This window comes from Pseudoxanthomonas sp., assembly GCF_051953815.1.
Lineage (GTDB): Bacteria > Pseudomonadota > Gammaproteobacteria > Xanthomonadales > Xanthomonadaceae > Pseudoxanthomonas_A.
Map to the genome: position 1 here is coordinate 119,091 of NZ_JBQCIJ010000039.1, position 19,826 is coordinate 138,916.

Sequence of the window (19,826 nt, forward strand, 5' to 3'; positions counted from 1 at the left end):
TTTCAGTGGCTTTTCTTTGGTCTGCTGAGCGCGGGGATCGCGTGCGTGCTCAACCGCAGCCGACGCGCGCGACGCGTCGTTGCGCATCGAGGTAAAGGTTGAGGCGGCCTGCGCGGTAGTCCTGCACGCCGACCTGATCCGCACGCACCGCACGCGCCATGTCCGCGCCCGCGGCGGCGCGCGCTTTTTCGATCACGCCGGCGTCGATCGGCAATCCGATCACCGCCTGCGCGGCGGCAGGATCACAGCGTGGCGGCAAGGGCGCCAGCGCGGTCCTGGCGGGAGTCGCGGCTTTCGGTGGAGGCGAGGAACCGCAGCCGGCGAGCGCGGCGGCGAACAGCCATGCGAGAGTGCGGAGCTTCCTGGCCATGCGGGATCCCTTCCCGGTGCGTGCCGATGCCGGCGGCATCGATGCGGAGGGAGAGGATCTTAAGGGGTTTCCGTGTACGCGATCGCGCGGGGCGGGTTGGCGGCGAGCGCCGGCCGCCACACCGGCCCTCCCCCGCGAGCGGAGAAGAGGGCTGTTTGCGTATCTCGCCCGGCTTCCTTGCAGACGGTCGAGGAGGAAAGAGCGGCGTCCGAGTGACACCCCTTCCCCCGCCTGCGGGGGAAGGCCGGGATGGGGCGGCCTTTCAACGGCACGAAAACAGTCCGCCCCAAGGCACGGCGATCGATCAGCCGCAGCGAACCGCGGTCACCACGCCCTTGTCGTCCAGATCGATGTTCAGGCGGTTGGGATTGAAGTCCATGGTGGCCGCTTCGCCCGGCTTGAGCGTGCGCACGGCGTTGGCCTTCGCGTCCTTGCCCGCCTGCTCCGTGTCGGCCGGGGTGGCCGCCTTGCCGATGATCCACTGCGCCTGGGTGTCGTCGCAGCTGCCCGGCGCGGGTGCGGTGCCGGTGGGATCGCTGCCGGGTTCGGCCTGCGCGGCGGCGGCGGCCTGCGATTGCTCGGCGGCCTCGGTCTGTTCGTCGGGTGCGGGTGCCGAGCAGGCGGCGAGCGTCAGGGTCAGCAGCAGGGCGGGAATCGCGTAACGGGACATGCAGGCTCCAACATCAAACGAGTGATGGGGCCAAGCATCGCCCAGCGTGCATTCGCATGTCGTTAACCGGACGCGGCGGCAGGATCCCGCCATGGCTGAATCACGTGGAGTCTTGAACACGCTCGCCGAGGCCGCGCAGCAGGCGCGCGAGGCCGGCCTGATCCATGTCAGCGACGTCGAACCCGGCATCCGTCGACGTCGCGTGGGAAAGGGCTTCGTCTACCTGGATCCGGCGGGCGCGCGGATCCGTGACGCGGCGACACTGGAACGCATCCGCGCGCTGGCGGTGCCGCCGGCCTACACCGAGGTGTGGATCTGCCCGCATGCGCGCGGTCATCTGCAGGCGACCGGCCGCGATGCGCGCCGGCGCAAGCAGTATCGCTACCACCGGCAATGGAGCGCCGTGCGCGGCAACGGCAAGTTCACGCGGATCGTCGCCTTTGGAAAGGCCCTGCCGCGCCTGCGCCGGCGGGTTCGCGCGGATCTGGCGCTGCCGGGGTATCCGCGCGCCAAGGTGCTGGCGATCGTGGTGGCGTTGATGGGCGCGACCCTGGTGCGCGTGGGCAATGCCGGCTACGTGCGCGACAACGGTTCGTTCGGCCTGACCACGCTGCGCAACCGGCACGTCGAGTTCGTGCGTGGCGACCGCGTGCGGCTGCGTTTCACCGGCAAGGGCGGACAGGTGCAGGACGTCGCGGTCGACGACCGGCGGCTGGTCCGGCTGGTGCGCGCCTGCCGGCAGTTGCCCGGGCAGGCGTTGTTCCAGTACCGCGACGACGACGGCCAGTTGCATCCGGTGGATTCGGGAGCGGTCAACGATTACCTGCGCGAGGCGATGGGCGAGGCGTTCACCGCCAAGGATTTCCGCACCTGGGGCGGCACCCTGGCCGCGTTCCAGCAGCTGGCGGCGATTCCGGTGCCGATGCGGGGCGGTGAGCGCGCGCTGGCGCGGGTCGGGCAAACGGTCACCGAGGCGGTGGCCGGGATGCTGGGGAACACGGTGGCGGTCTGCCGCAAGGCCTACATCGACCCGTGCGTGTTCGAGGGCTGGCGCGACGGCCGCCTGGCGCGCTGCGCGAACGGCGCGCGCGGAGCGCGCCAGTGGGAGCGCGCCGCGCTGCGGTTCCTGGAACGGGCCCACCGCGACGCCGCGGGCGCGGCGGCGGGTGGCAGGCAGCCGCGCAAGGCGGCCACGAAGCGGTAATCAGCCGCAGGTGACCTGGGTGATCTTGTTGTCCTTGTCCAGGTGCACGTTCACCCGGTCCTCGCGGTAGTCCATGGTGACGGCCTGGTTGGGACCGATGGGACGGATCAGGCCGGCGCCGCTCTCGCGCCAGACGCGGCCCATGTTGGCCTGGTTGCCTTCCTGGCCGACGGCCCATTGCACGGGTTCGGCGCTGCATTTGCCCGAGCCGGGCTTGGGCGCGTCGTCCGCGCCGGCGTCAGCGGTGGGGGTCGTGCTGCAGGCGGTCATCGCCAGGGCGGCGGTGAGGGTGGCGAAACCCAGCAGGGTGCGCAGGGACATGGCGGCTTCCTTATCGGCGGGTGGATGGCGCGCATGGTATGCCGAACGCGCTTCGCGCTGTGTGTCGCGGGTTGAAGCGGAAAGCAAAATCCCCCTCGGTCCCCCATCTTCGAAGGGGGAGGAAGATCGGGGCTTTCCGGAGCTACCCCCCTTGAAAAAGGGGCGGGCGGCCGCGAAGCGGGCGATGGGGAACTTGCGCTGGAGCAGAAGCAAATCCCCTCGGTCCCCCTTCTTCGAAGGGGGAGGAAGAGCGGGGCTTTCCGGAGCGGCCCCCTTTGAAAAAGGGGGCGGGCGGCCGTGAAGCGGGCGATGGGGAATTTGCGCTGGGAGCAGAAGCAAATCCCCTCGGGGAGGAAGAGTGGGACTTTCCGGAGCGGCTCCCTTTGAAAAAGGGGGCGGGCGGCCGCGAAGCGGGCGATGGGGAACTTGCGCCGGAAGCAGAAGCAAATCCCCCTCGGTCCCCTTTCTTCGAAGGGGAAGACAGGTCAGTCGCGATAGACCCGTGGCGCGCGTTTCAGGCCGCACAGCAGCGAGTAGGCGCTGCCATCGGCGTGGCGGGCCAGCTCGGTGACCGGCACCTGCGCGCCCCACAGTTCGACCCGGCTGCCCAGGCCCGCCTGCGGCAGGTCGGTCAGGTCGACGGTGAGCATGTCCATCGAGACCCGGCCGATCAGCCGGCCGCGCTGGCCGTCGATGGCGACCGGGGTGCCGGTGGGGGCGAAGTGCGGATAGCCGTCGGCGTAGCCGAAGGCGACCACGCCGACCCGGGTCGGACGCTCGGTGACGAAGCCGCCGCCGTAGCCGATCGGTTCGCCGGCGGCGAGTTCGCGCACGCTGATGATCTTCGATTCGGCGGTCATCACCGGGCGCAGGCGGTCGGCCTGCGGATGCGCGTCCGGGAACGGGCTGGCGCCGTACAGCATCAGCCCGGCGCGACCCCAGTCGCCGCCGATGCCGGACCAGCCGAGCAGGCCGGGCGAATTGGACAGGCTGCGTTCGCCGGGCAGATCGCCCAGCGTCGCGGCGAAGGCGTCCACCTGTTCGGTGGTGCGCGCGCTGTCCAGTTCGTCGGCGCGGGCGAAGTGGGTCATCGCCACCACCGAGGCCACCTGCGGCAACGCGTTCAAGCGCTGCCAGGCGGCGCGGTAGTCCTGTGGCGCCAGACCGACCCGGTGCATGCCCGAATCCAGCTTCAGCCAGATCCGCAACGGGCGTTCCAGCGTGGCCCGCGCCAGCGCCTCGATCTGCCAGTCCGCGTGGATCACGCACCACAGATCATGGGCGGCGATCACCGGCAGCTCGTCGGCTTCGAAGAACCCTTCCAGCAGCAGGATCGGCGAGTGGATGCCGGCGCCGCGCAGGGCCAGCGCCTCTTCCAGGCAGGCGACCGCGAAGCCGTCGGCGGCTTCGGCCTCCAGCGCCTGCGCGCAGCGGACCGCGCCGTGCCCGTAGGCATCGGCCTTGACCACGGCGAGGGAACGGCCGCCCGCGAGTTCGCGGGCGATGCGGTAGTTGTGGCGCAGGGACTGCAGGTCGATCAGCGCGCGGGCTGGGCGCATGGTTCAGGCTGGGGGTCGTGGCCGCCGCGGCGCGCGCCGTAGCGGGAAATGTCGAGGCCTTCGCCGCTGATCTGCGGCATGCGCGAGGCCATCAGGTCGGCCAGGTAGCGGCCCGAGCCGCACGCCATGGTCCAGCCCAGTGTGCCATGTCCGGTGTTGAGGAACAGGTTCGGATACGAGGTCGCGCCCACCACCGGCGTGCCGTCGGGCGTGGCCGGGCGCAGGCCGGTCCAGAAACTGGCGCGCGACAGATCGCCGCCGCGCGGATACAGATCGCCGACCACCATTTCCAGGGTGGCGCGGCGCTTGGGCGAGAGCGACAGATCGAAGCCGGCCACCTCGGCCATGCCGCCGACGCGGATGCGATCGTCGAAGCGGGTGATCGCGATCTTGTAGGTCTCGTCGAGGATGGTGGAGGTCGGCGCCATCGCCGCGTCGACGATCGGCAGGGTCAGCGAATAGCCCTTGAGCGGATACACCGGCAGGCGGATGCCCAGCGGCGCCAGCAACTTCGGCGAATAGCTGCCCAGCGCCAGCACGTAGCGGTCGGCGGTTTCCAGCTTGCCGTCGACGCGCACCCCGCGGATGCGGCCGCCCTGGGTTTCCAGCGCCTCGATGGTCTGGCCGTAGCGGAATTCCACGCCCGCCGCGGCGGCCATCGCCGCCAGCCGCTGGGTGAACAACTGGCAGTCGCCGGTCTGGTCGTTGGGCAGGCGCAGCGCGCCGACCAGCTTGTCGGACACGCTCGCCAGCGCCGGTTCGACCCGGGCGATGCCCTCGCGATCCAGCAGTTCGTAGGGCACGCCGTATTCGTCCAGCACCGCGATGTCCTTGGCCGCGCCATCCAGTTGGGCCTGGGTGCGGAACAGCTGGGTGGTGCCGAGCTGGCGGCCTTCGTAGCCGATGCCGGTTTCCGCGCGCAGCTCGTCCAGGCAGTCGCGGCTGTACTCGGACAGGCGCACCATCCGCGCCTTGTTGATGGCGTAACGGGACTGGGTGCAGTTGCGCAGCATCTGCGCCAGCCACAGGTACTGGTTCGGATCCAGGCCGGGGCGGATCGCCAGCGGCGCGTGCCTGGAGAACAGCCACTTCAGCGCTTTCAGCGGCACGCCCGGCGCCGCCCACGGCGAGGCGTAGCCCGGCGAGATCTGGCCGGCGTTGGCGAAGCTGGTTTCGCCGGCCGGGCCGGCCTGCCGATCGATGACCGTCACTTCGAAACCGGCGCGCGCCAGGTACCACGCGCTGCTCGTGCCGATGACCCCGCTACCCAGTACCAGTACCCGCATGAGGATGCTCCGCCCTGTTTCCAGACAATTCCCTGCTTCGAAAGGCCGGGAACATGAGTTCGGCGAGTATAGGGACGGTTGTATAGGGTTATTTTCCGTATTTGGTGGCAACATTGGTGGAAACCACCAGAAAGCCCCGCTTCCTTGGAGCCGCCATGACCCAGCGCCGCCGCGAACTGGACAAGATCGACCGCAACATCCTGCGGGTGCTGCAGGAGGAGGGGCGGATTTCCTTCACCGAGCTGGGCGAACGGGTCGGGCTGTCGACCACGCCCTGCACCGAGCGGGTCCGCCGGCTGGAGCGCGACGGCGTCATCACCGGTTACTACGCCCGGCTGGATCCGCAGTACCTCAAGGCCAACCTGCTGGTGTTCGTGGAGATCAGCCTGGCCTACAAGTCCGGCGACATCTTCGAGGAGTTCCGCCGCGCCGCCCTGCGCCTGCCCAACGTGCTGGAGTGCCACCTGGTCTCGGGCGATTTCGATTACCTGATCAAGGCCCGCATCTCCGAGATGGCCTCCTACCGCAAGCTGCTCGGCAGCACCCTGCTGACCCTGCCGCACGTGCGCGAGTCCAAGAGCTACATCGTGATGGAAGAGGTCAAGGAAACCCTGAGCCTGCCGGTGCCGGATTGAGTGGCGGCGATGCCTGAACGCCGCGGGATGACCTTCCGCACATGACCTTGGCGCGCGCGGCGGGAGTATCGTGGGCGACTTTGTTCCCACCCTCCCCGAGGTCCCGCCCATGCACGCCCACCGCTGGATCCTGCTGACCGCCGCTCTATGCGGCGCCAGCGCCTGCAACCGCACTCCCGAGCCCGCCGCCGAAGCGCCCAAGGCCGAAGCGCCCGCCGCCGCGCCGGTCATCGGCATCGATCTGGCCGGCCTGGACAAGGCGGTCGCGCCGGGCGACGACTTCGACGAATACGCCAACGGCGGCTGGCGCAAGAACGCGGTGATTCCGGACGACCGTTCCAGCACCGGCGTGTTCCTGGAAGTGTTCCAGAAGGCCGAGAAGCGCAACGCCGATCTGGTCCAGGGCCTGGCCAAGGCCAACCCGGCCGCCGGCACCCCCGAGCGCAAGATCGCCGACTACTACGCCGCCTTCATGGACGAGGCGGGCATCGAGCAGCGCGGCCTGGCGCCGTTGCAGCCGTGGCTGGACCGCGTCGACGCGATCGCCACGCCCGCCGATCTGGCGCGCTACATCGGCAGCACCGTGCGCGCCGACACCGATCCGCTCAACGCCACCAACTTCGCCACCGACAACCTGTTCGGCCTGTTCGTCGCGCAGGGCCTGGAAGATCCCTCGCAGAACGTGGGCTACCTGATGCAGGGCGGCCTGGGCATGCCGGACCGCGAGTACTACCTGGCCGCCGACAAGGAGATGGCCGCCAACCGCGAGAAGTACCAGGCCTACATCGCCCACCAGCTGAAGCTGGCCGGCGCCAGCGACGCCGACGCGGCCGCCAAGGCCAAGGCGATCTTCGATCTGGAAATGAAGATCGCCAACGCGCACGCCAACATCGTCGACAGCCAGGACGTGCACAAGGCCAACAATCCGTGGGAGACCGCGGCGTTCGCCGGCAAGGCGCCGGGCATGGACTGGAAGGCGTTCTTCGACGGCGCCGGCCTGGGCGGGCAGAAAGTGCTGATCGCCTGGCAGCCGGAAGCCATCAAGAAGCTGTCGGCGCTGGTCGCCAGCCAGCCGCTGCAGACCTGGAAGGACTATCTGCGCTTCCACGCCATCGATCACAGCGCCGGCCTGCTGCCCAAGGCCTACGCCGACGCCAGCTTCGAGTTCCACGGCAAGACCCTGCAGGGCACGCCCAAGCAGCGGGATCGCTGGAAGCGCGCGATCGGCGCCACCAACGGCGCGCTCGGCGACGCCATCGGCCAGATCTACGTGAAGCAGTACTTCCCGGCCTCGTCCAAGGCGCAGGTCGAGGAGATGGTCAACAACATCCTGGCCGCGTTCCGCGAGGGCGTGGACAAGCTGGAGTGGATGACCCCGGCGACCAAGGAGAAGGCCAAGGCCAAGGCCGCGACCATGCGGGTCGGCGTGGGCTATCCGGAGACCTGGCGCGACTACGCGTCGCTGGAAGTGAAGGCCGACGATCCGCTCGGCAACGCGCGCCGCGCCGAAGAGTTCGAGTACCGCCACCAGACCGCCAAGCTGGGCAAGCCGGCCGATCGCGCCGAATGGTGGATGACCCCGCAGACGGTCAACGCCGTGCAGCTGCCGCTGCAGAACGCGATGAACTTCCCGGCCGCGATCCTGGAAGCGCCGTTCTTCGATCCCAAGGCCGACGCGGCCGCCAACTACGGCGCGATCGGCGCGGTGATCGGCCACGAGATCAGCCACGGCTTCGACAACACCGGCGCCGAGTTCGACGACCAGGGCCGCCTGCGCAACTGGTGGACGCCGGAAGACGCGGCCCACTTCAAGGCCGCCGGCGATCGCCTGGTCGCGCAGTACAACGCCTACGAGCCGATGCCGGGCCTGCACATCAACGGCGAGCAGACGCTGGGCGAGAACATCGCCGACGTGTCCGGCCTGGCCATCGCCTACACCGCGTACAGGAAGTCGCTGGGCGGCAAGGAAGCGCCGGTGATCGACGGCCTGACGGGCGATCAGCGCTTCTTCATCGCCTACGCGCAGGCGTGGCGCACCAAGACCCGCGACGCGGCGCTGCGCGCGCAGGTGATCGGCGACGGCCACGCGCCGGGCCGTTATCGCGCCCAGACCGTGCGCAACGTCGACGCCTGGTACGCGGCGTTCCCGTCCAAAGCGGGCGAGAAGCTGTTCCTGGAGCCGAAGGACCGCGTCAAGATCTGGTAAGCCAGCGCCTGCACCGCGACCGGCGGACGCGCGTCCATCCCGGCCTTCCCCCGCACGCGGGGGAAGGGCAACGGGCGGAACGCCGCAACGTTCTGCAAGTCGAGCGAGCAGAAAGGCGGATGGCGACGTCCGCTCTTTTCAACATCCGCCTTCTTGCTGTCTTCGTTCCGTCGCCCGCCGCCGGGGCCGATTGCGATGGCGTGCCGGTGCAGGCATAGTCCGCCGGGCACGCGAAGCGCCGCAGGAGCGCCATGAAGAACCGACCGGTCGCACGCCCCGAACCCGATGACGAACAGCGCCGCCTGGCGGTGCTGATCGATGCCGACAACGCCCAGCCCGCGGTCATCGAAGGACTGCTGGGCGAGATCGCCAAATACGGCGTCGCCAGCGTCAAGCGCATCTACGGCGACTTCACCAGCACCCGCATGACCCAGTGGAAGCAGGCGCTGCTGAAGCATTCGATCGCGCCGGTGCAGCAGTTCGCCTACACCAGCGGCAAGAACGCCACCGACAGTTCGCTGATCATCGACGCGATGGATCTGCTTTACACCCAGCGCTTCGACGGCTTCTGCCTGGTGTCCAGCGACAGCGATTTCACCCGCCTGGCCCAGCGCCTGCGCGAGGAAGGCCTGATGGTGTACGGCTTCGGCGAGCGCAAGACGCCCGACGCGTTCGTGCAGGCCTGCGACAAGTTCGTCTACACCGAGGTGCTGCGCAGCGAGACGCCACCGGCGCCACCACAGCCGCCGGCCAAACCGGCGAAGAAGGCGGCGAAGAAGGCCGGCGCGCCGAAGAGCGCGCCGGCGCAGGCCGAGCCCACCGCCGCGCCGACTCCGGAACCGGCGCGCGGCGAGGCGCTGCCGCTGCGGTTGATCCGGCAGGCCATCGAGGAGGCCTCCGACGATCAGGGCTGGGCGTTCCTGGGCACGGTCGGCAGCTACCTGATCAAGATCCGGCCGGACTTCGATCCGCGCCTGTACGGGCAGAAGAAACTCAGCGATCTGCTGAAGCATCATCCCCGCCACTTCGAAGTGGAAGAACGCGGCGGGGATGGCGGCGCCAGCCGGCGCTTCTACGTGCGCTGGCGCGACTGACGGAGGACCGGCGCGATGATGGACGACAAACCCCATGCGCCGGCCTGCGATCGCAACCGCGATCCGATCCTGGCGGTGTTGCGCCATCACTTCGCCGAAGTCCGCCGGGTGCTGGAAATCGGCAGCGGCACCGGCCAGCACGCGGTGTATTTCGCGATGAAGCTGCCGCGCCTGACCTGGCAGTGTTCGGACGTCGCCGACAACCTGCCCGGCATCCGCCAGTGGCTGGACGAAATGGATCTGCCGAACACGCCGCCGCCGCTGGAACTGGACGTCGATGGCGGATGGCCCAGCCAGCGCTTCGATGCGGCGTTCAGCGCCAACACCCTGCACATCATGGGCTGGGCCTCGGTGCAGGCGTTCTTCGCCGGACTGGGCGGCGTGCTGGGCCCGCGCGCCTCGCTGATCGTCTATGGCCCGTTCAACTACGAAGGGCGCTACACCAGCGAGAGCAACCGCGAGTTCGATGCCTGGCTGAAGGCGCGCGATCCGGCCTCCGGCATCCGCGATTTCGAGGCGGTGGACGCCCTGGCGAACGCGCACGGCTTCCTGCTGATCGACGACGTGGCGATGCCGGCCAACAACCGCTGCCTGGTCTGGCGCAAGGCCTGAGCCTGGAAGGAGGTCACGGTGACTTCCGCGGCTTGGTGCGGCGCCGGCGGCTGCCCAGAATGGGCCATCGACCCTGGGGAGTCATGCCATGCGCCATCCGCTGTTGCCGCTCGTCTGCGCCGTGTCCCTGTTGCTTGCCGGCGTCGCGGGCGCCGCCGAACCCGCCAGCAAGGCCGAGGTGGAGCGCTACGCGCGCCAGCTGGTGGAGAAAACCTATCCCGCCGACGGCCCCGGAGCGGCGATCCTGGTGGCCCGTGGCGACGAGGTGCTGTATCGCGGCGCGCGCGGCCGCGCCAGCATCGAGCTGGGCGTGCCGTTGAACGCCGACCAGGTGTTCCGGATGGGATCGATCACCAAGCAGATGGCCGCGGCGGGGCTGCTGACCCTGGTCGAGCAGGGCAGGCTGTCGCTGGAGGATCCGCTGTCGAAATTCCTGCCGGACTACCCCGGCGGCGGAAACGTCAGCGTGCGCCTGCTGCTGAACCACACCTCCGGCATCAAGAGCTACACCAGCATCCCCGGCGTGATGGAAGGGCCGATCAAACAGGACCGCACCACCGCGCAGATGATCGAGACGTTCAAGGATCTGAAGCCGGACTTCGCGCCCGGCCAGGGCTACGCCTACAACAACTCCGGCTACGTGCTGGTCGGGGCGATCATCGAGAAGGTCAGCGGCCAGCCGTGGCACGCCTATCTGAAGCAGGCGCTGTTCGAGCCGCTCGGCATGCGCCATACCGGCTACGGACTGGAGAGCGCGGGCGTGATCGCCGGCATGGTCCAGGGCTACACCGGTGAACGCGGTCATCCGGCCAAGGCCGGCTACCTGAGCATGACCCAGCCGCACGCGGCCGGCGCGCTGGTCACCACCGTCGACGATCTGCTGCGCTGGAACCGCGCGCTGCACGAAGGCAAGGTGCTGAAGGACGCCACCTATCGGCAGATGATCACGCCAACCGGCAAGGCGATCGACGCCGGCTACGGCTTCGGCATCCAGTCGCTGACGCTGCGCGGCCAGCCGATGCTGGAACACGGCGGCGGCATCCACGGCTTCGCCACCCGGCTGCTGTACCTGCCGGGCAGCGACATCACCGTGGCCGTGCTGCAGAACACCGACAGTCCGGCCGAAGGCGAGGAACCGGGCGACGTGTCGCGGCGACTGGCGGCGTTCACCCTGGGCGAGCCGTTCCCGGAGCCGATCGCGGTCGCGGTGGATCCGGCCCGCCTGCAATCCGCGCTCGGCACGTATCGCGCCGATCCGGAGCGGGCATTCACCCTGCGCATGGTCGACGGCAAACCGGTGCTGCAGGAAGGCGAGCGCCGGCATGCGGTGGTGCCGATCGGCGTGGATGATTTCGTCTACGCGCACCGGCTCACCCGCTTCCGGATCGAACGCGACGCGGCCGGCCGCGCGGTGGCGATGCGCTACTTCCGGATGGGCGATGGCGAAGGCGAGCGCATCCCGCGCGGCGGCGACGCGCCGTCGCGGTGATGGCGGCGCGGCATCGCGCGGACCGCGCACCCACGTCGCCGCCATCGCGACGAACGGCTAGGATGGCGGCAACACCAAGAGGGGAATGCGCGCGGAATGTCCAGGTTGCCGATGGGGTTGCTGTGTTCGTTGGGACTCTGCCTGAGCGGCGCGCTGGCCGCCCGACCGGCCGCGCCACCGCCGCCGGCCACGGTCCTGGCCGACGCGGACTATCCCGGCACGCTGCGGCTTGAGGTCGACGCCAGCGACATCGATCGGCGCATCCAGCGGGTGCGCGAACGCATCCCGGTCGCCGCCGGGCCGCTGACCCTGTGGTACCCGAAGTGGATTCCCGGCAACCACGCGCCGACCGGCCCGATCAACCAGATCGCCGGGCTGGCGATCACCGGCAACGGCCAGCGCATCGCCTGGCGTCGTGACCCGGGCGACATGTACGCCTTCCATCTCGACGTGCCCGCGGGCGTGACCGAGATCGAGATCGCGTTCCAGTACCTCTCGCCCACCTCTTCCGCGCAGGGGCGGGTGGCGATGACCCCACAGATGCTGTCGCTGCAATGGCATCGCGTGCTGCTGTATCCGGCCGGGCATGACGCGCGCCGCATCCGCGTCGCGCCGAGCCTGCGGTTGCCGGCCGGCTGGGAATCGGCGACCGCGTTGCCGGTGGAGGCGCGCGAAGGCGCCGAGCAGCGCTACGCCGCCACCGATCTGCTGACCCTGATCGATTCGCCGGTCTACGCGGGCCAGCACTTCCGCCGCTTCGATCTGGACACCGGCGCCGTGCCGGTGCGCTTGAACGCGATGGCCGACACCGCCGCGCAACTGGACGCGTCGCCGCACATGCTGCAGGCGCACCGGGCGCTGGTGACGCAGGCCGATCACGTGTTCGGCCCGCGCCCGTTCGCGCACTACGACTTCCTGCTGGCGCTGTCGGACAGTTTCAGCGGCATCGGCCTGGAACACCGCCAGTCCAGCGAGAACGGCACCTACGCCGACTACCTGCGCGGCGACGCCGCCTTCATCGACAACGATCTGCTGCCGCACGAATACGTGCACGCCTGGAGCGGCAAGTTCCGCCGGCCGGACACGACCTGGGCGCCGCACTACAACAGCGCCATCGACAACTCGCTGCTGTGGGTCTACGAAGGCCAGACCCAGTACTGGGCGGTGGTGCTGGCGGCGCGCGCCGGCCTGTGGACGCCGGAGCAGGCGCGCGCGGTGCTGGCGAACACGCTGGCGACCGCCGCGACCCAGCCCGGCCGCGACTGGCGGGATCTGCAGGACACCGTGCACCAGGGCATCGTCGACTACAACGACGCGCCGCAGGCGTGGCCAAGCTGGCAGCGTGGCTACGATTTCTACTCGGAAGGTTCGCTGCTGTGGCTGGCGGTGGATGCGCGCCTGCGCGAGCAGTCGCGCGGGCGCCGCAGCCTGGATGACTTCGCCCGTCGCTTCCATGCCGGCGCCAGCGCCGACGCGCCGATTTCGTTGTACGGCTTCGACGACGTGGTGCGGGTCCTGGACGAAGTGCAGCCGGGCGACTGGCGCGGCTTCCTGCGCGAACGCCTGGACGGCAAGGGCGCGGCCTCGCCGCTGGACGGGCTGGAGCGCAGCGGCTGGCGGCTGGTGTACGGCGATGCGCCGAACCTGGCCATCGCCGATGCCGAGGGCGCGGGCGGCAACGACGACTTCCGGTTCTCCGTCGGGCTGAAGATCGGCGCCGACGGTGAAATCCAGGAAACCATCTGGAACTCGCCGGCGTTCACCGCGGGACTCGCCAGGGACATGACCGTGGTCGCCGTCGACGGCCTGGCCTATACCGGCGAGCGCCTCAAGCGCGCGATCGTCGCCGCCAAGGCCTCGCCCCGCCCGATTGAACTGCTGGTGCGCCAGGGCGAGCAGTACCGCAGCGTCCGCGTCGATTACCGCGACGGCCTGCGCTATCCGCAACTGCAGCGCATCCCGGGCACCGAAGACCGCCTCTCGAAGATCCTCGCGCCGCGCTAGCGCTGCATTTCTGCGGGAGCGACGCCAGTCGCGACCGTATCCCGCCCGATGGCGGGGCATGGATGGACGCATGAGTTCGCAGTCGCGACTGGCCTCGCTCCTGCAGAAAGAGGGCTGGTTCCGGCGCCGCGGGTAGCGGCGCGTGATACCCGCCGGAGCGCGCGGCGTGCATGTCGCGGCTTCCGCTTGCCGTCCGGCCCGCCCTCGCGCAGGCTGGCAACCCCGAAACAGAACCACCCCGCGCCATGGATCAGGACACCCCGACCGCCATCCCGCTTCGCATCCTGGGAACGGGGGAATACGTGCCGTCGCGGTGCGTGCCGTCGGAGGATTTCGACCGACGCTGGGGCAAGCCGGCCGGCTGGACCCGCCGCCACGTCGGCATCGACTGCCGTTACTACGCGGGCATCGAGGAAACCGCCTCGTTCATGGCCGCGCGCGCCGCCAACGAAGCATTGCGCCGCGCCGGCCTGAAGGCCGACGGCGTGGACGCGATCATCAGCGTGGGCAGCGTGCCCGAGCAGGCGATCCCGTGCACCGCCGCCCTGGTGCAACGCCAACTGGGATTGTCGGCGAGCGCGATTCCGGCGTTCGACGTCAACGCGACCTGCCTGGGTTTCCTGGTCGCGCTGGATCTGGTCGCGGGCGCGTTCGCGACCGGGCGCTTCCGGCGCGTGCTGCTGGTGGCGGGCGAGGTGGCTTCCGCCGGCCTGGACTGGGATGACACCGACACCGCCGCGCTGTTCGGCGACGGCGCCGCCGCGGTGGTGCTGGAAGGCGGCCGCGCCGCCACCGACGCCTGCCTGCTGGCCACGCACATGGAAACCCACAGCGACGGCGCCGCGTTCTGCCAGGTGCGCGCGGGCGGCACCCGGGTGCGCCTGGAGGACGGCGTGGAAGCGTACGCGGAGGCATCGAAGTTCGAGATGTCCGGCAAGGCCACCTACCGTTTGGCGGCACAGCGCCTTCCGGATTTCATGCGGCGACTGTTCGCGCGCGCGGGCGTTCCGGTGGAGGAACTGCGCAAGCTGGTGCCGCACCAGGCCAGCGCCAAGGCGCTGGATCACCTGGAGGTCGCGCTGCGGCTGCCGCCCGGCGCGCTGGTGCGGATCCTCGCCGATCACGGCAACCAGATGGCGGCCTCCATTCCGCTGGCGCTGCATCACGCGATCGATCGCGGAGACCTTCGCCCGGGCGATCGCTTCGCGATGGTCGGCTCCGGCGCCGGCCTGTCCTTCGCAGGTGCGGTGTTGCGGCTGTGAGCACGCATCGGGTCCTGGTGACCGGCGCCAGCGGCTTCATCGGCCGCCATGTCGTCCGCGCGCTCGCGATGCGGGGGCACGAGGTGATCGCGAACGGACGCGACGTGGCGCGGCTCGCGGCAAACCGGGGTACGGCGAGGCGGATGCTGGCGCTGGATCTGGCCGCCGATCCGCTCGAACCGCTGCTGGCCGGCTGCGACACCGTGGTCCATTGCGCGGCGCTGTCGGCGCCGTGGGGACCGGACGCGGCCTTCCAGCGCGCCAACGTGCTGGCGACCCGGCGGCTGCTCAACGCCGCGCGGCGGGCCGGCGCGCGCCGCTTCCTCCATCTCGGCTCGCCCAGCATCTACTTCCGTTTCCGCGATCAGTACGACGTCGGCGAAGCCTTCACGCCGCCCCGGCGCTGGATCACCGGATACGCACGCAGCAAATGGGAATCCGAAGACTGCGTGCGCGGCGCCGGCGACGATCTTCAGACCCTCATCCTGCGTCCGCGCGCGGTGTTCGGGGAAGGCGATCGCGCGATCCTGCCGCGCCTGCTGGCGGTGGCCGAGCGCGGCTGGTTTCCGCTGATCGCCGGCGGTGACGCGCTGATCGACGTGACCGATGTCGACAACCTCAGCCGGCTGATCGCCGACTGCGTCGATCATGGATGGCCGGGGTCCGGACAGGCGTACAACGTGACCAACGGCGAGCCGTTGCGGGTGAAGGATCTGCTGTCGGCGCTGTTCGCGCGCATGCGGCGGCGGGTCCGATGGATACCCGTGCCGCGCGGCCCCGCGCTGGCGGCGGCCTGGCTCGCCGAACAGGCGGCGTTGCGGCGCGCGGGACAACCGGAGCCCAAACTGACCCGCTATGGCCTGGGCGTCATCGGCTACGCGCAGACGCTGGACATCACCCGCGCCCGCCGGGAACTCGGCTATCGACCGACTCCGGGCGTCGACGCCGGCCTGGAAGGGTTCGCCAGCACCTGGAGCAGCCATGACCACGCTTGAGTGGCGCCTCTACGAAGCCGGACACTGCACGCATCCGGAGCGGGCCACGCGCCGGGGCGGGCCGCTGCGGGCATGCGAATTCCCGGCGCTGGTGGCCCTGCTGAGGCATCCCGCGCACGGCTGGATCCTGTTCGACACCGGCTACTCGGAACACTTCATGGCCGCCACCCGGGCGTTTCCCGAGCGCCTGTACCGCTGGGTCACGCCGGTGCGCCTGCAACCGCGGCAGACCCTGCGCGAGCAATTGCGAAGCGACGGCATCGAGGCGGGCGGGATCGGCTGGATCCTGCTCTCGCACCTGCATGCCGATCACATCGGCGGACTGGCGGACTTTCCGCGCGCGCGGGTGGCGATGTCGCGCGAGGCCTGGCGCGACCTGCACGCGCGTTCGCGCCTGGGCGCGCTGCGGGTGGGACTGGTGCCGGCCCTGCTCGGCGCGCGCGACGCGGCGACGCTGCACTGGTTCGAGGACAGTCCGGCGCGCGCGCTGTCGGGTTCGCTGTCGGCGTTCGGCGATGCCCATGATCTGTTCGGTGATGGCAGCGTGCGCCTGATCGCCCTGCCGGGACATGCCGCCGGGCATTACGGGCTGTGGTTCGAGGATGCGCGCGGACCGGTGTTCCTGGTCGGCGACGCGGCGTGGTCGACCCAGGCGATCCGCGACAACGTGCCGCCGCCGGGCGTGGTCACCGATTGGCTGGGCGACACGCCGATCTATCGGCGGACGCTGGCGCGCCTGCACGCGCTGCATGCCGCCGAACCCGGGCTGCGCATCGTTCCGTCGCATTGCCGCGAATGGCGGCCCGCGCGGACGGAGGCGTCCACGTGAACCCCGGCGTGCTGATCCTCGGCGGACGCGCGCCGGTCGCGCTGGATCATGCGCGGCGGTTCGCCCGGCTGGGCTGGCGCGTGCATGTGGCCGACAGCATCCCCTGCCGGTTGTCGGGCTGGTCGCGCGCGGTGGCCGCCGCCCACGCGCTGCGCTCCCCGCGCCAGGATGCGGCCGGCTTCGCCGCCGACCTCGACGCGATCGTCTCGCGCCATCGCATCGACCTGCTGCTGCCCACCTGCGAGGAAGCCTTCCATCTGTCGCACGCGCGGGGACGCTTGCCGAAGGAACTGCAGGTGGCGGTCGATGACTTCGACAAGCTGCGCGCGCTGCACAGCAAGTGGGATTTCATCGAACTCGCCCGTCGCCATGGAATGGACGTTCCCGACAGCGCGCGGGTGCGATCGCTGGACGAGGCGCGCGCGTGGGCGGGCGGACGCGGCGTGGTGCTGAAGCCGGAATTCTCCCGCTTCGGCGTGCATGTCCGCCTGCATCCCCAAGGCCTGCCCGACGACGCGCCGCCATTGCCGGTGCGCGGCGCCTGGGTGGCGCAGGCGCATCTGTCGGGCCGCGAGCTGTGCTCCTACGGCATCGCCCATCGCGGTGAGCTCCTGGCGCACGCGGTCTACCATCCGGGCTGGCGGCTGCACCGCAGTTCCAGCTACTACTTCGCGGGCGAGGCGCATCCGCGCCTGCGCGACGCGGTGGCGGCGCTGGTGCGCGGAATCGGCTACAGCGGCCAGATTTCGTTCGACTGGATCCTGGGCGGGGACGGCCGCTACCGGGTGCTGGAATGCAATCCGCGCGCGACCAGCGGCCTGCATCTGTTTTCCTTCACCGAGGATCTGCCGGCGGCCCTGCGCGGCGAAGGCGCGTTGCGCGAACCGGCGCCGGACAGCGCGCGGATGATCGCGGCGTTGATGCGCACGGCGGGCTGGTGGACGGCGCTGCGGCAGGGACGCCTGGCGAGTTGGCGCCGCGACTGGCATCGCGCCCGCGACGTCATCGCGCTGCCCGGTGATCGCGCGCCGGCGCCGGGCTCGCTGGCCGATCTGGGATCGTACGCGCGCCTGGCGCTGCGCCAGGGATGCAACCTGCGCGAAGCCGCAACCCGCGACATCGAATGGGACGGCGAACCATTGGGAGCGGCGGAGCGATGAGCGCGCGGCGCGACCTTCAGTGCGACCGCTTCGCCGAGCGCGCGCGGACCTTCGCCGCGCTGCATGCCGGCGTGCCCGTGGACCGGTTCGTGCGCAATCTCTCGGCGCGCATCGACACCCTGGAGACCGGCGCCGGCCCATTGCCGGTGACGGTGCACGATGCCGAACCCGGCAACGCCTGGGTCTGCTCGCCGCGCACCACCTACGTCGACTGCGCGGGCGAGGAAAGCGAACGCTATCTGCCGCGATGGGCCACGCGCGCGCTGCGTCCGGTGCTGGCGACGACCGGGGCGTTGATGGCGCGGGCCGGCCTGGATCGCGCGGTCAGCGTGAACAACTGGTTGCTGTCGACCAATCTGTATCCGGTGGTCGGCGCGGTCGACGTGCCCGCGTTGTTGCGGGAATCCATGGACCGGTGGCCGGATCACGCGATCTGGCTGCGCTCGCTCAACGAGGTCGACGACGACGGCTGGCTGGCGGCGCTGGAGCGGGCCGGCTGCCGGCTGGTGGCGAGCCGGCAGATCTACCTGTACGAGGATCTGGACGCGGCGGCGGCGCGTCATCGCGATCTGCGCCGGGATCTGAAGGGACTGCTGCGTACCGCATTGACTCCCTGCGCCGATGCCGATATCACCGACGCCGATTACGCGCGCATCGCCGAGTTGTACACGCTGCTCTACATCGGCAAGTACTCGCGCTTCAGCCCGGCGTACACGGCCGGGTTCCTGCGCGCCTGGCATGCGGCCGGACTGCTGGAATTCGAGGGCTTCCGCGGCGAGGACGGACGCCTGCTGACCGTGCTCGGCCTGTTCCGCCATGGCCGCACCGCGACCGCGCCGATCGTCGGCTACGACACCGCGCTGCCGCCCCGGCTGGGGCTTTACCGGCTGGCGACCGCCTGCGCCTATCGCGCCTGCCGCGAGCAGGGCTGGCGATTGAACTTCAGCGCGGGCGCCAGCGGGTTCAAGCGTTTCCGGGGCGGCGTTCCCGCCATCGAATACAGCGCGGTGATGGCCGCGCACCTGCCGCGTCCGCGCCGCGCGGCCATCGGCCTGCTGTCGCAGGCCACGCGCCGGATCGGCGTGCCGCTGCTGCGGAGGTATCGCCTGTGAACGCCTGGCCTTCCGCCCTGTACGGCCACTGGTACGCGGTCGCCCGCGCCGCCGCGATCGGCCGTGGACCGCACGCGGTATCGCTGCTGGGCACGCACCTGGCATTGGCGCGGGTGGCGGACGGGCGCTGGGTCGCGCTGGAGGATCGCTGCCCGCACCGGCATGCGCCGCTGTCGGCCGGCCGGGTCGTCGGCGATCGCATCGTCTGTCCGTATCACGGCTGGTCCTTCGATGCCGACGGCCGTCTGCGCGAGGTGCCGGGCCTGCCGGCATCGGTAGCGCCGCCGGAGGTCTGCGCGCGTGCGTTCTTGGCCTGCGAGCTCGATGGCTTCGTGTGGGTCCGTCCCGGCCACGCCGGCGAAGCGGCGCCGAACGCGCTGGTACGGGAGGCGGATCCGTCGACGCGCCGCTTCCAGTGGCAGACCCGCTGGCCGGCCGGCGTGGTCGACGCGATGGAGAACTTCCTGGATCCGATGCACACCCATTTCGTGCATGCCGGACTGGTGCGCAAGGCGGACGCGCGCGCGCCGGTGACCGCGCGCATGCGGACGACGGCGCAGGGATTCAGCGTCGACTACCTGGGCGGCGGCGCGCAGTCCGGGCTGCTGTACCGGCTGTTCGAATCGCGTCGCGTGGCCGAGCGCGCGCACTATGCCGCGCCCGGCAGCACGCGGCTGGAATATGTATATGCGAATGGCAGCCGGGTGCTGATCGATCTGCACTTCACCCCGCGCTCGGCGGAGGAAACCGAGGTGTTCGCGGCCCTGCACGTGGAAGGACGACGCGCGCCGGCGTGGCTGGTGCGCCTGCTGGTGTGGCCGCTGCTGAAGCGGGTGAACGATCAGGACGCGCGAATGCTGCGCCTGCAACGCGACAACCGGCGCCGCTTCGGGGATCGCCGGGGCGCGTCCACCCAGCTGGATCTGGTGCGTGGCACGCTGGAGCGGTTCTGGGCCGGCGGGGGATTGCCCGAATCCCCGGAAGAGCGCGTGGTGGAACTGCGGATCTGACGCCGGGC

Annotated in this window: 18 protein-coding genes; 13 read left to right on the top strand and 5 right to left on the bottom strand. The window is 70.3% G+C overall.

Annotated features, from left to right (window positions below):
• Window positions 1-49 precede the first annotated feature (49 nt).
• Together ACTHN1_RS11855 and ACTHN1_RS11860 are read right to left on the bottom strand one after the other, a co-directional pair.
• Window positions 50-370 (bottom strand): I78 family peptidase inhibitor, encoded by a 321-nt coding sequence (locus tag ACTHN1_RS11855; protein WP_440471142.1) that lies wholly within the window; start codon window positions 368-370, stop codon window positions 50-52.
• A 304-nt stretch (window positions 371-674) separates the two neighbouring features.
• The gene (locus ACTHN1_RS11860; RefSeq protein WP_440471143.1) at window positions 675-1,040 is read right to left on the bottom strand and encodes an I78 family peptidase inhibitor; all 366 of its coding nucleotides are present in this window, start codon (window positions 1,038-1,040) and stop codon (window positions 675-677) included.
• 91 nt (window positions 1,041-1,131) lie between these two features.
• On the opposite strand from ACTHN1_RS11860, the gene ACTHN1_RS11865 reads away from it, so the two are divergent.
• Window positions 1,132-2,244 (top strand): DNA topoisomerase IB, encoded by a 1,113-nt coding sequence (locus tag ACTHN1_RS11865; RefSeq protein ID WP_440471144.1) that lies wholly within the window; start codon window positions 1,132-1,134, stop codon window positions 2,242-2,244.
• On the opposite strand, the gene ACTHN1_RS11870 is transcribed toward ACTHN1_RS11865, so the two are convergent.
• The 3 genes from ACTHN1_RS11870 to ACTHN1_RS11880 all read right to left on the bottom strand — a co-directional run bounded on the left by ACTHN1_RS11870 (window position 2,245) and on the right by ACTHN1_RS11880 (window position 5,410).
• The gene (locus ACTHN1_RS11870; protein WP_440471145.1) at window positions 2,245-2,565 is read right to left on the bottom strand and encodes an I78 family peptidase inhibitor; all 321 of its coding nucleotides are present in this window, start codon (window positions 2,563-2,565) and stop codon (window positions 2,245-2,247) included.
• Between the two features lie 485 nt (window positions 2,566-3,050).
• Window positions 3,051-4,124 carry an alanine racemase gene (alr, locus tag ACTHN1_RS11875; protein WP_440471146.1) on the bottom strand — a complete coding sequence of 358 codons (1,074 nt, stop codon included), beginning with the start codon at window positions 4,122-4,124 and terminating at the stop codon, window positions 3,051-3,053.
• The gene (locus ACTHN1_RS11880) at window positions 4,103-5,410 is read right to left on the bottom strand and encodes a D-amino acid dehydrogenase (RefSeq protein ID WP_440471147.1); all 1,308 of its coding nucleotides are present in this window, start codon (window positions 5,408-5,410) and stop codon (window positions 4,103-4,105) included. Before ACTHN1_RS11880 ends, alr begins: the two co-directional genes overlap by 22 nt.
• A 155-nt stretch (window positions 5,411-5,565) precedes the next feature.
• Here ACTHN1_RS11880 and ACTHN1_RS11885 point away from each other — a divergent pair, with 155 nt between their 5' ends.
• From ACTHN1_RS11885 to ACTHN1_RS11940, 12 genes are all read left to right on the top strand, one after another.
• Entirely contained in the window at window positions 5,566-6,045 is a 480-nt protein-coding gene (locus ACTHN1_RS11885) for a winged helix-turn-helix transcriptional regulator (RefSeq protein ID WP_141454834.1), read from the top strand.
• A 109-nt stretch (window positions 6,046-6,154) separates the two neighbouring features.
• Window positions 6,155-8,251: a M13 family metallopeptidase gene (locus ACTHN1_RS11890; protein ID WP_440471148.1), complete on the top strand. Its 2,097-nt coding sequence runs from the start codon at window positions 6,155-6,157 to the stop codon at window positions 8,249-8,251.
• A gap of 251 nt (window positions 8,252-8,502) precedes the next feature.
• Window positions 8,503-9,345: an NYN domain-containing protein gene (locus ACTHN1_RS11895; protein ID WP_440471149.1), complete on the top strand. Its 843-nt coding sequence runs from the start codon at window positions 8,503-8,505 to the stop codon at window positions 9,343-9,345.
• Between the two features lie 18 nt (window positions 9,346-9,363).
• A complete protein-coding gene (locus ACTHN1_RS11900; protein WP_440471150.1) occupies window positions 9,364-9,957 on the top strand; it encodes a DUF938 domain-containing protein in 594 nt (197 codons plus the stop codon).
• Window positions 9,958-10,045: 88 nt separating this feature from the next.
• Window positions 10,046-11,446 (top strand): serine hydrolase domain-containing protein, encoded by a 1,401-nt coding sequence (locus tag ACTHN1_RS11905; protein WP_440471151.1) that lies wholly within the window; start codon window positions 10,046-10,048, stop codon window positions 11,444-11,446.
• A 96-nt stretch (window positions 11,447-11,542) separates the two neighbouring features.
• Window positions 11,543-13,450, top strand: coding sequence for a M61 family metallopeptidase (locus tag ACTHN1_RS11910; RefSeq protein ID WP_440471152.1), 1,908 nt, complete (start codon window positions 11,543-11,545; stop codon window positions 13,448-13,450).
• A 245-nt stretch (window positions 13,451-13,695) separates the two neighbouring features.
• The gene (locus tag ACTHN1_RS11915; protein WP_440471153.1) at window positions 13,696-14,712 is read left to right on the top strand and encodes a 3-oxoacyl-[acyl-carrier-protein] synthase III C-terminal domain-containing protein; all 1,017 of its coding nucleotides are present in this window, start codon (window positions 13,696-13,698) and stop codon (window positions 14,710-14,712) included.
• Complete coding sequence (locus tag ACTHN1_RS11920) at window positions 14,709-15,707, top strand: NAD-dependent epimerase/dehydratase family protein (RefSeq protein WP_440471154.1); 999 nt, start codon at window positions 14,709-14,711, stop codon at window positions 15,705-15,707. Before ACTHN1_RS11915 ends, ACTHN1_RS11920 begins: the two co-directional genes overlap by 4 nt.
• Window positions 15,694-16,536: an MBL fold metallo-hydrolase gene (locus tag ACTHN1_RS11925; protein WP_440471155.1), complete on the top strand. Its 843-nt coding sequence runs from the start codon at window positions 15,694-15,696 to the stop codon at window positions 16,534-16,536. Before ACTHN1_RS11920 ends, ACTHN1_RS11925 begins: the two co-directional genes overlap by 14 nt.
• Window positions 16,533-17,696, top strand: coding sequence for an ATP-grasp domain-containing protein (locus ACTHN1_RS11930; protein WP_440471156.1), 1,164 nt, complete (start codon window positions 16,533-16,535; stop codon window positions 17,694-17,696). The genes ACTHN1_RS11925 and ACTHN1_RS11930 overlap by 4 nt, the downstream gene beginning before the upstream one ends.
• On the top strand, window positions 17,693-18,808 hold the full coding sequence (locus ACTHN1_RS11935) for a GNAT family N-acetyltransferase (protein WP_440471157.1): 1,116 nt from the start codon (window positions 17,693-17,695) through the stop codon (window positions 18,806-18,808). Before ACTHN1_RS11930 ends, ACTHN1_RS11935 begins: the two co-directional genes overlap by 4 nt.
• Window positions 18,805-19,818 carry a Rieske 2Fe-2S domain-containing protein gene (locus ACTHN1_RS11940; RefSeq protein WP_440471158.1) on the top strand — a complete coding sequence of 338 codons (1,014 nt, stop codon included), beginning with the start codon at window positions 18,805-18,807 and terminating at the stop codon, window positions 19,816-19,818. The genes ACTHN1_RS11935 and ACTHN1_RS11940 overlap by 4 nt, the downstream gene beginning before the upstream one ends.
• Window positions 19,819-19,826 lie beyond the last annotated feature (8 nt).

Coding starts and splice junctions, on each gene's coding strand:
- ACTHN1_RS11935 (WP_440471157.1), top strand. CDS start 17,693: ATGAGCGCGCGGCGCGACCTTCAGTGCGACCGCTTCGCCGAGCGCGCG.
- ACTHN1_RS11900 (WP_440471150.1), top strand. CDS start 9,364: ATGGACGACAAACCCCATGCGCCGGCCTGCGATCGCAACCGCGATCCG.
- ACTHN1_RS11895 (WP_440471149.1), top strand. CDS start 8,503: ATGAAGAACCGACCGGTCGCACGCCCCGAACCCGATGACGAACAGCGC.
- ACTHN1_RS11890 (WP_440471148.1), top strand. CDS start 6,155: ATGCACGCCCACCGCTGGATCCTGCTGACCGCCGCTCTATGCGGCGCC.
- ACTHN1_RS11915 (WP_440471153.1), top strand. CDS start 13,696: ATGGATCAGGACACCCCGACCGCCATCCCGCTTCGCATCCTGGGAACG.
- ACTHN1_RS11905 (WP_440471151.1), top strand. CDS start 10,046: ATGCGCCATCCGCTGTTGCCGCTCGTCTGCGCCGTGTCCCTGTTGCTT.
- ACTHN1_RS11910 (WP_440471152.1), top strand. CDS start 11,543: ATGTCCAGGTTGCCGATGGGGTTGCTGTGTTCGTTGGGACTCTGCCTG.
- ACTHN1_RS11860 (WP_440471143.1), bottom strand. CDS start 1,040: ATGTCCCGTTACGCGATTCCCGCCCTGCTGCTGACCCTGACGCTCGCC.
- ACTHN1_RS11870 (WP_440471145.1), bottom strand. CDS start 2,565: ATGTCCCTGCGCACCCTGCTGGGTTTCGCCACCCTCACCGCCGCCCTG.
- alr (WP_440471146.1), bottom strand. CDS start 4,124: ATGCGCCCAGCCCGCGCGCTGATCGACCTGCAGTCCCTGCGCCACAAC.
- ACTHN1_RS11880 (WP_440471147.1), bottom strand. CDS start 5,410: ATGCGGGTACTGGTACTGGGTAGCGGGGTCATCGGCACGAGCAGCGCG.
- ACTHN1_RS11925 (WP_440471155.1), top strand. CDS start 15,694: ATGACCACGCTTGAGTGGCGCCTCTACGAAGCCGGACACTGCACGCAT.
- ACTHN1_RS11855 (WP_440471142.1), bottom strand. CDS start 370: ATGGCCAGGAAGCTCCGCACTCTCGCATGGCTGTTCGCCGCCGCGCTC.
- ACTHN1_RS11865 (WP_440471144.1), top strand. CDS start 1,132: ATGGCTGAATCACGTGGAGTCTTGAACACGCTCGCCGAGGCCGCGCAG.
- ACTHN1_RS11885 (WP_141454834.1), top strand. CDS start 5,566: ATGACCCAGCGCCGCCGCGAACTGGACAAGATCGACCGCAACATCCTG.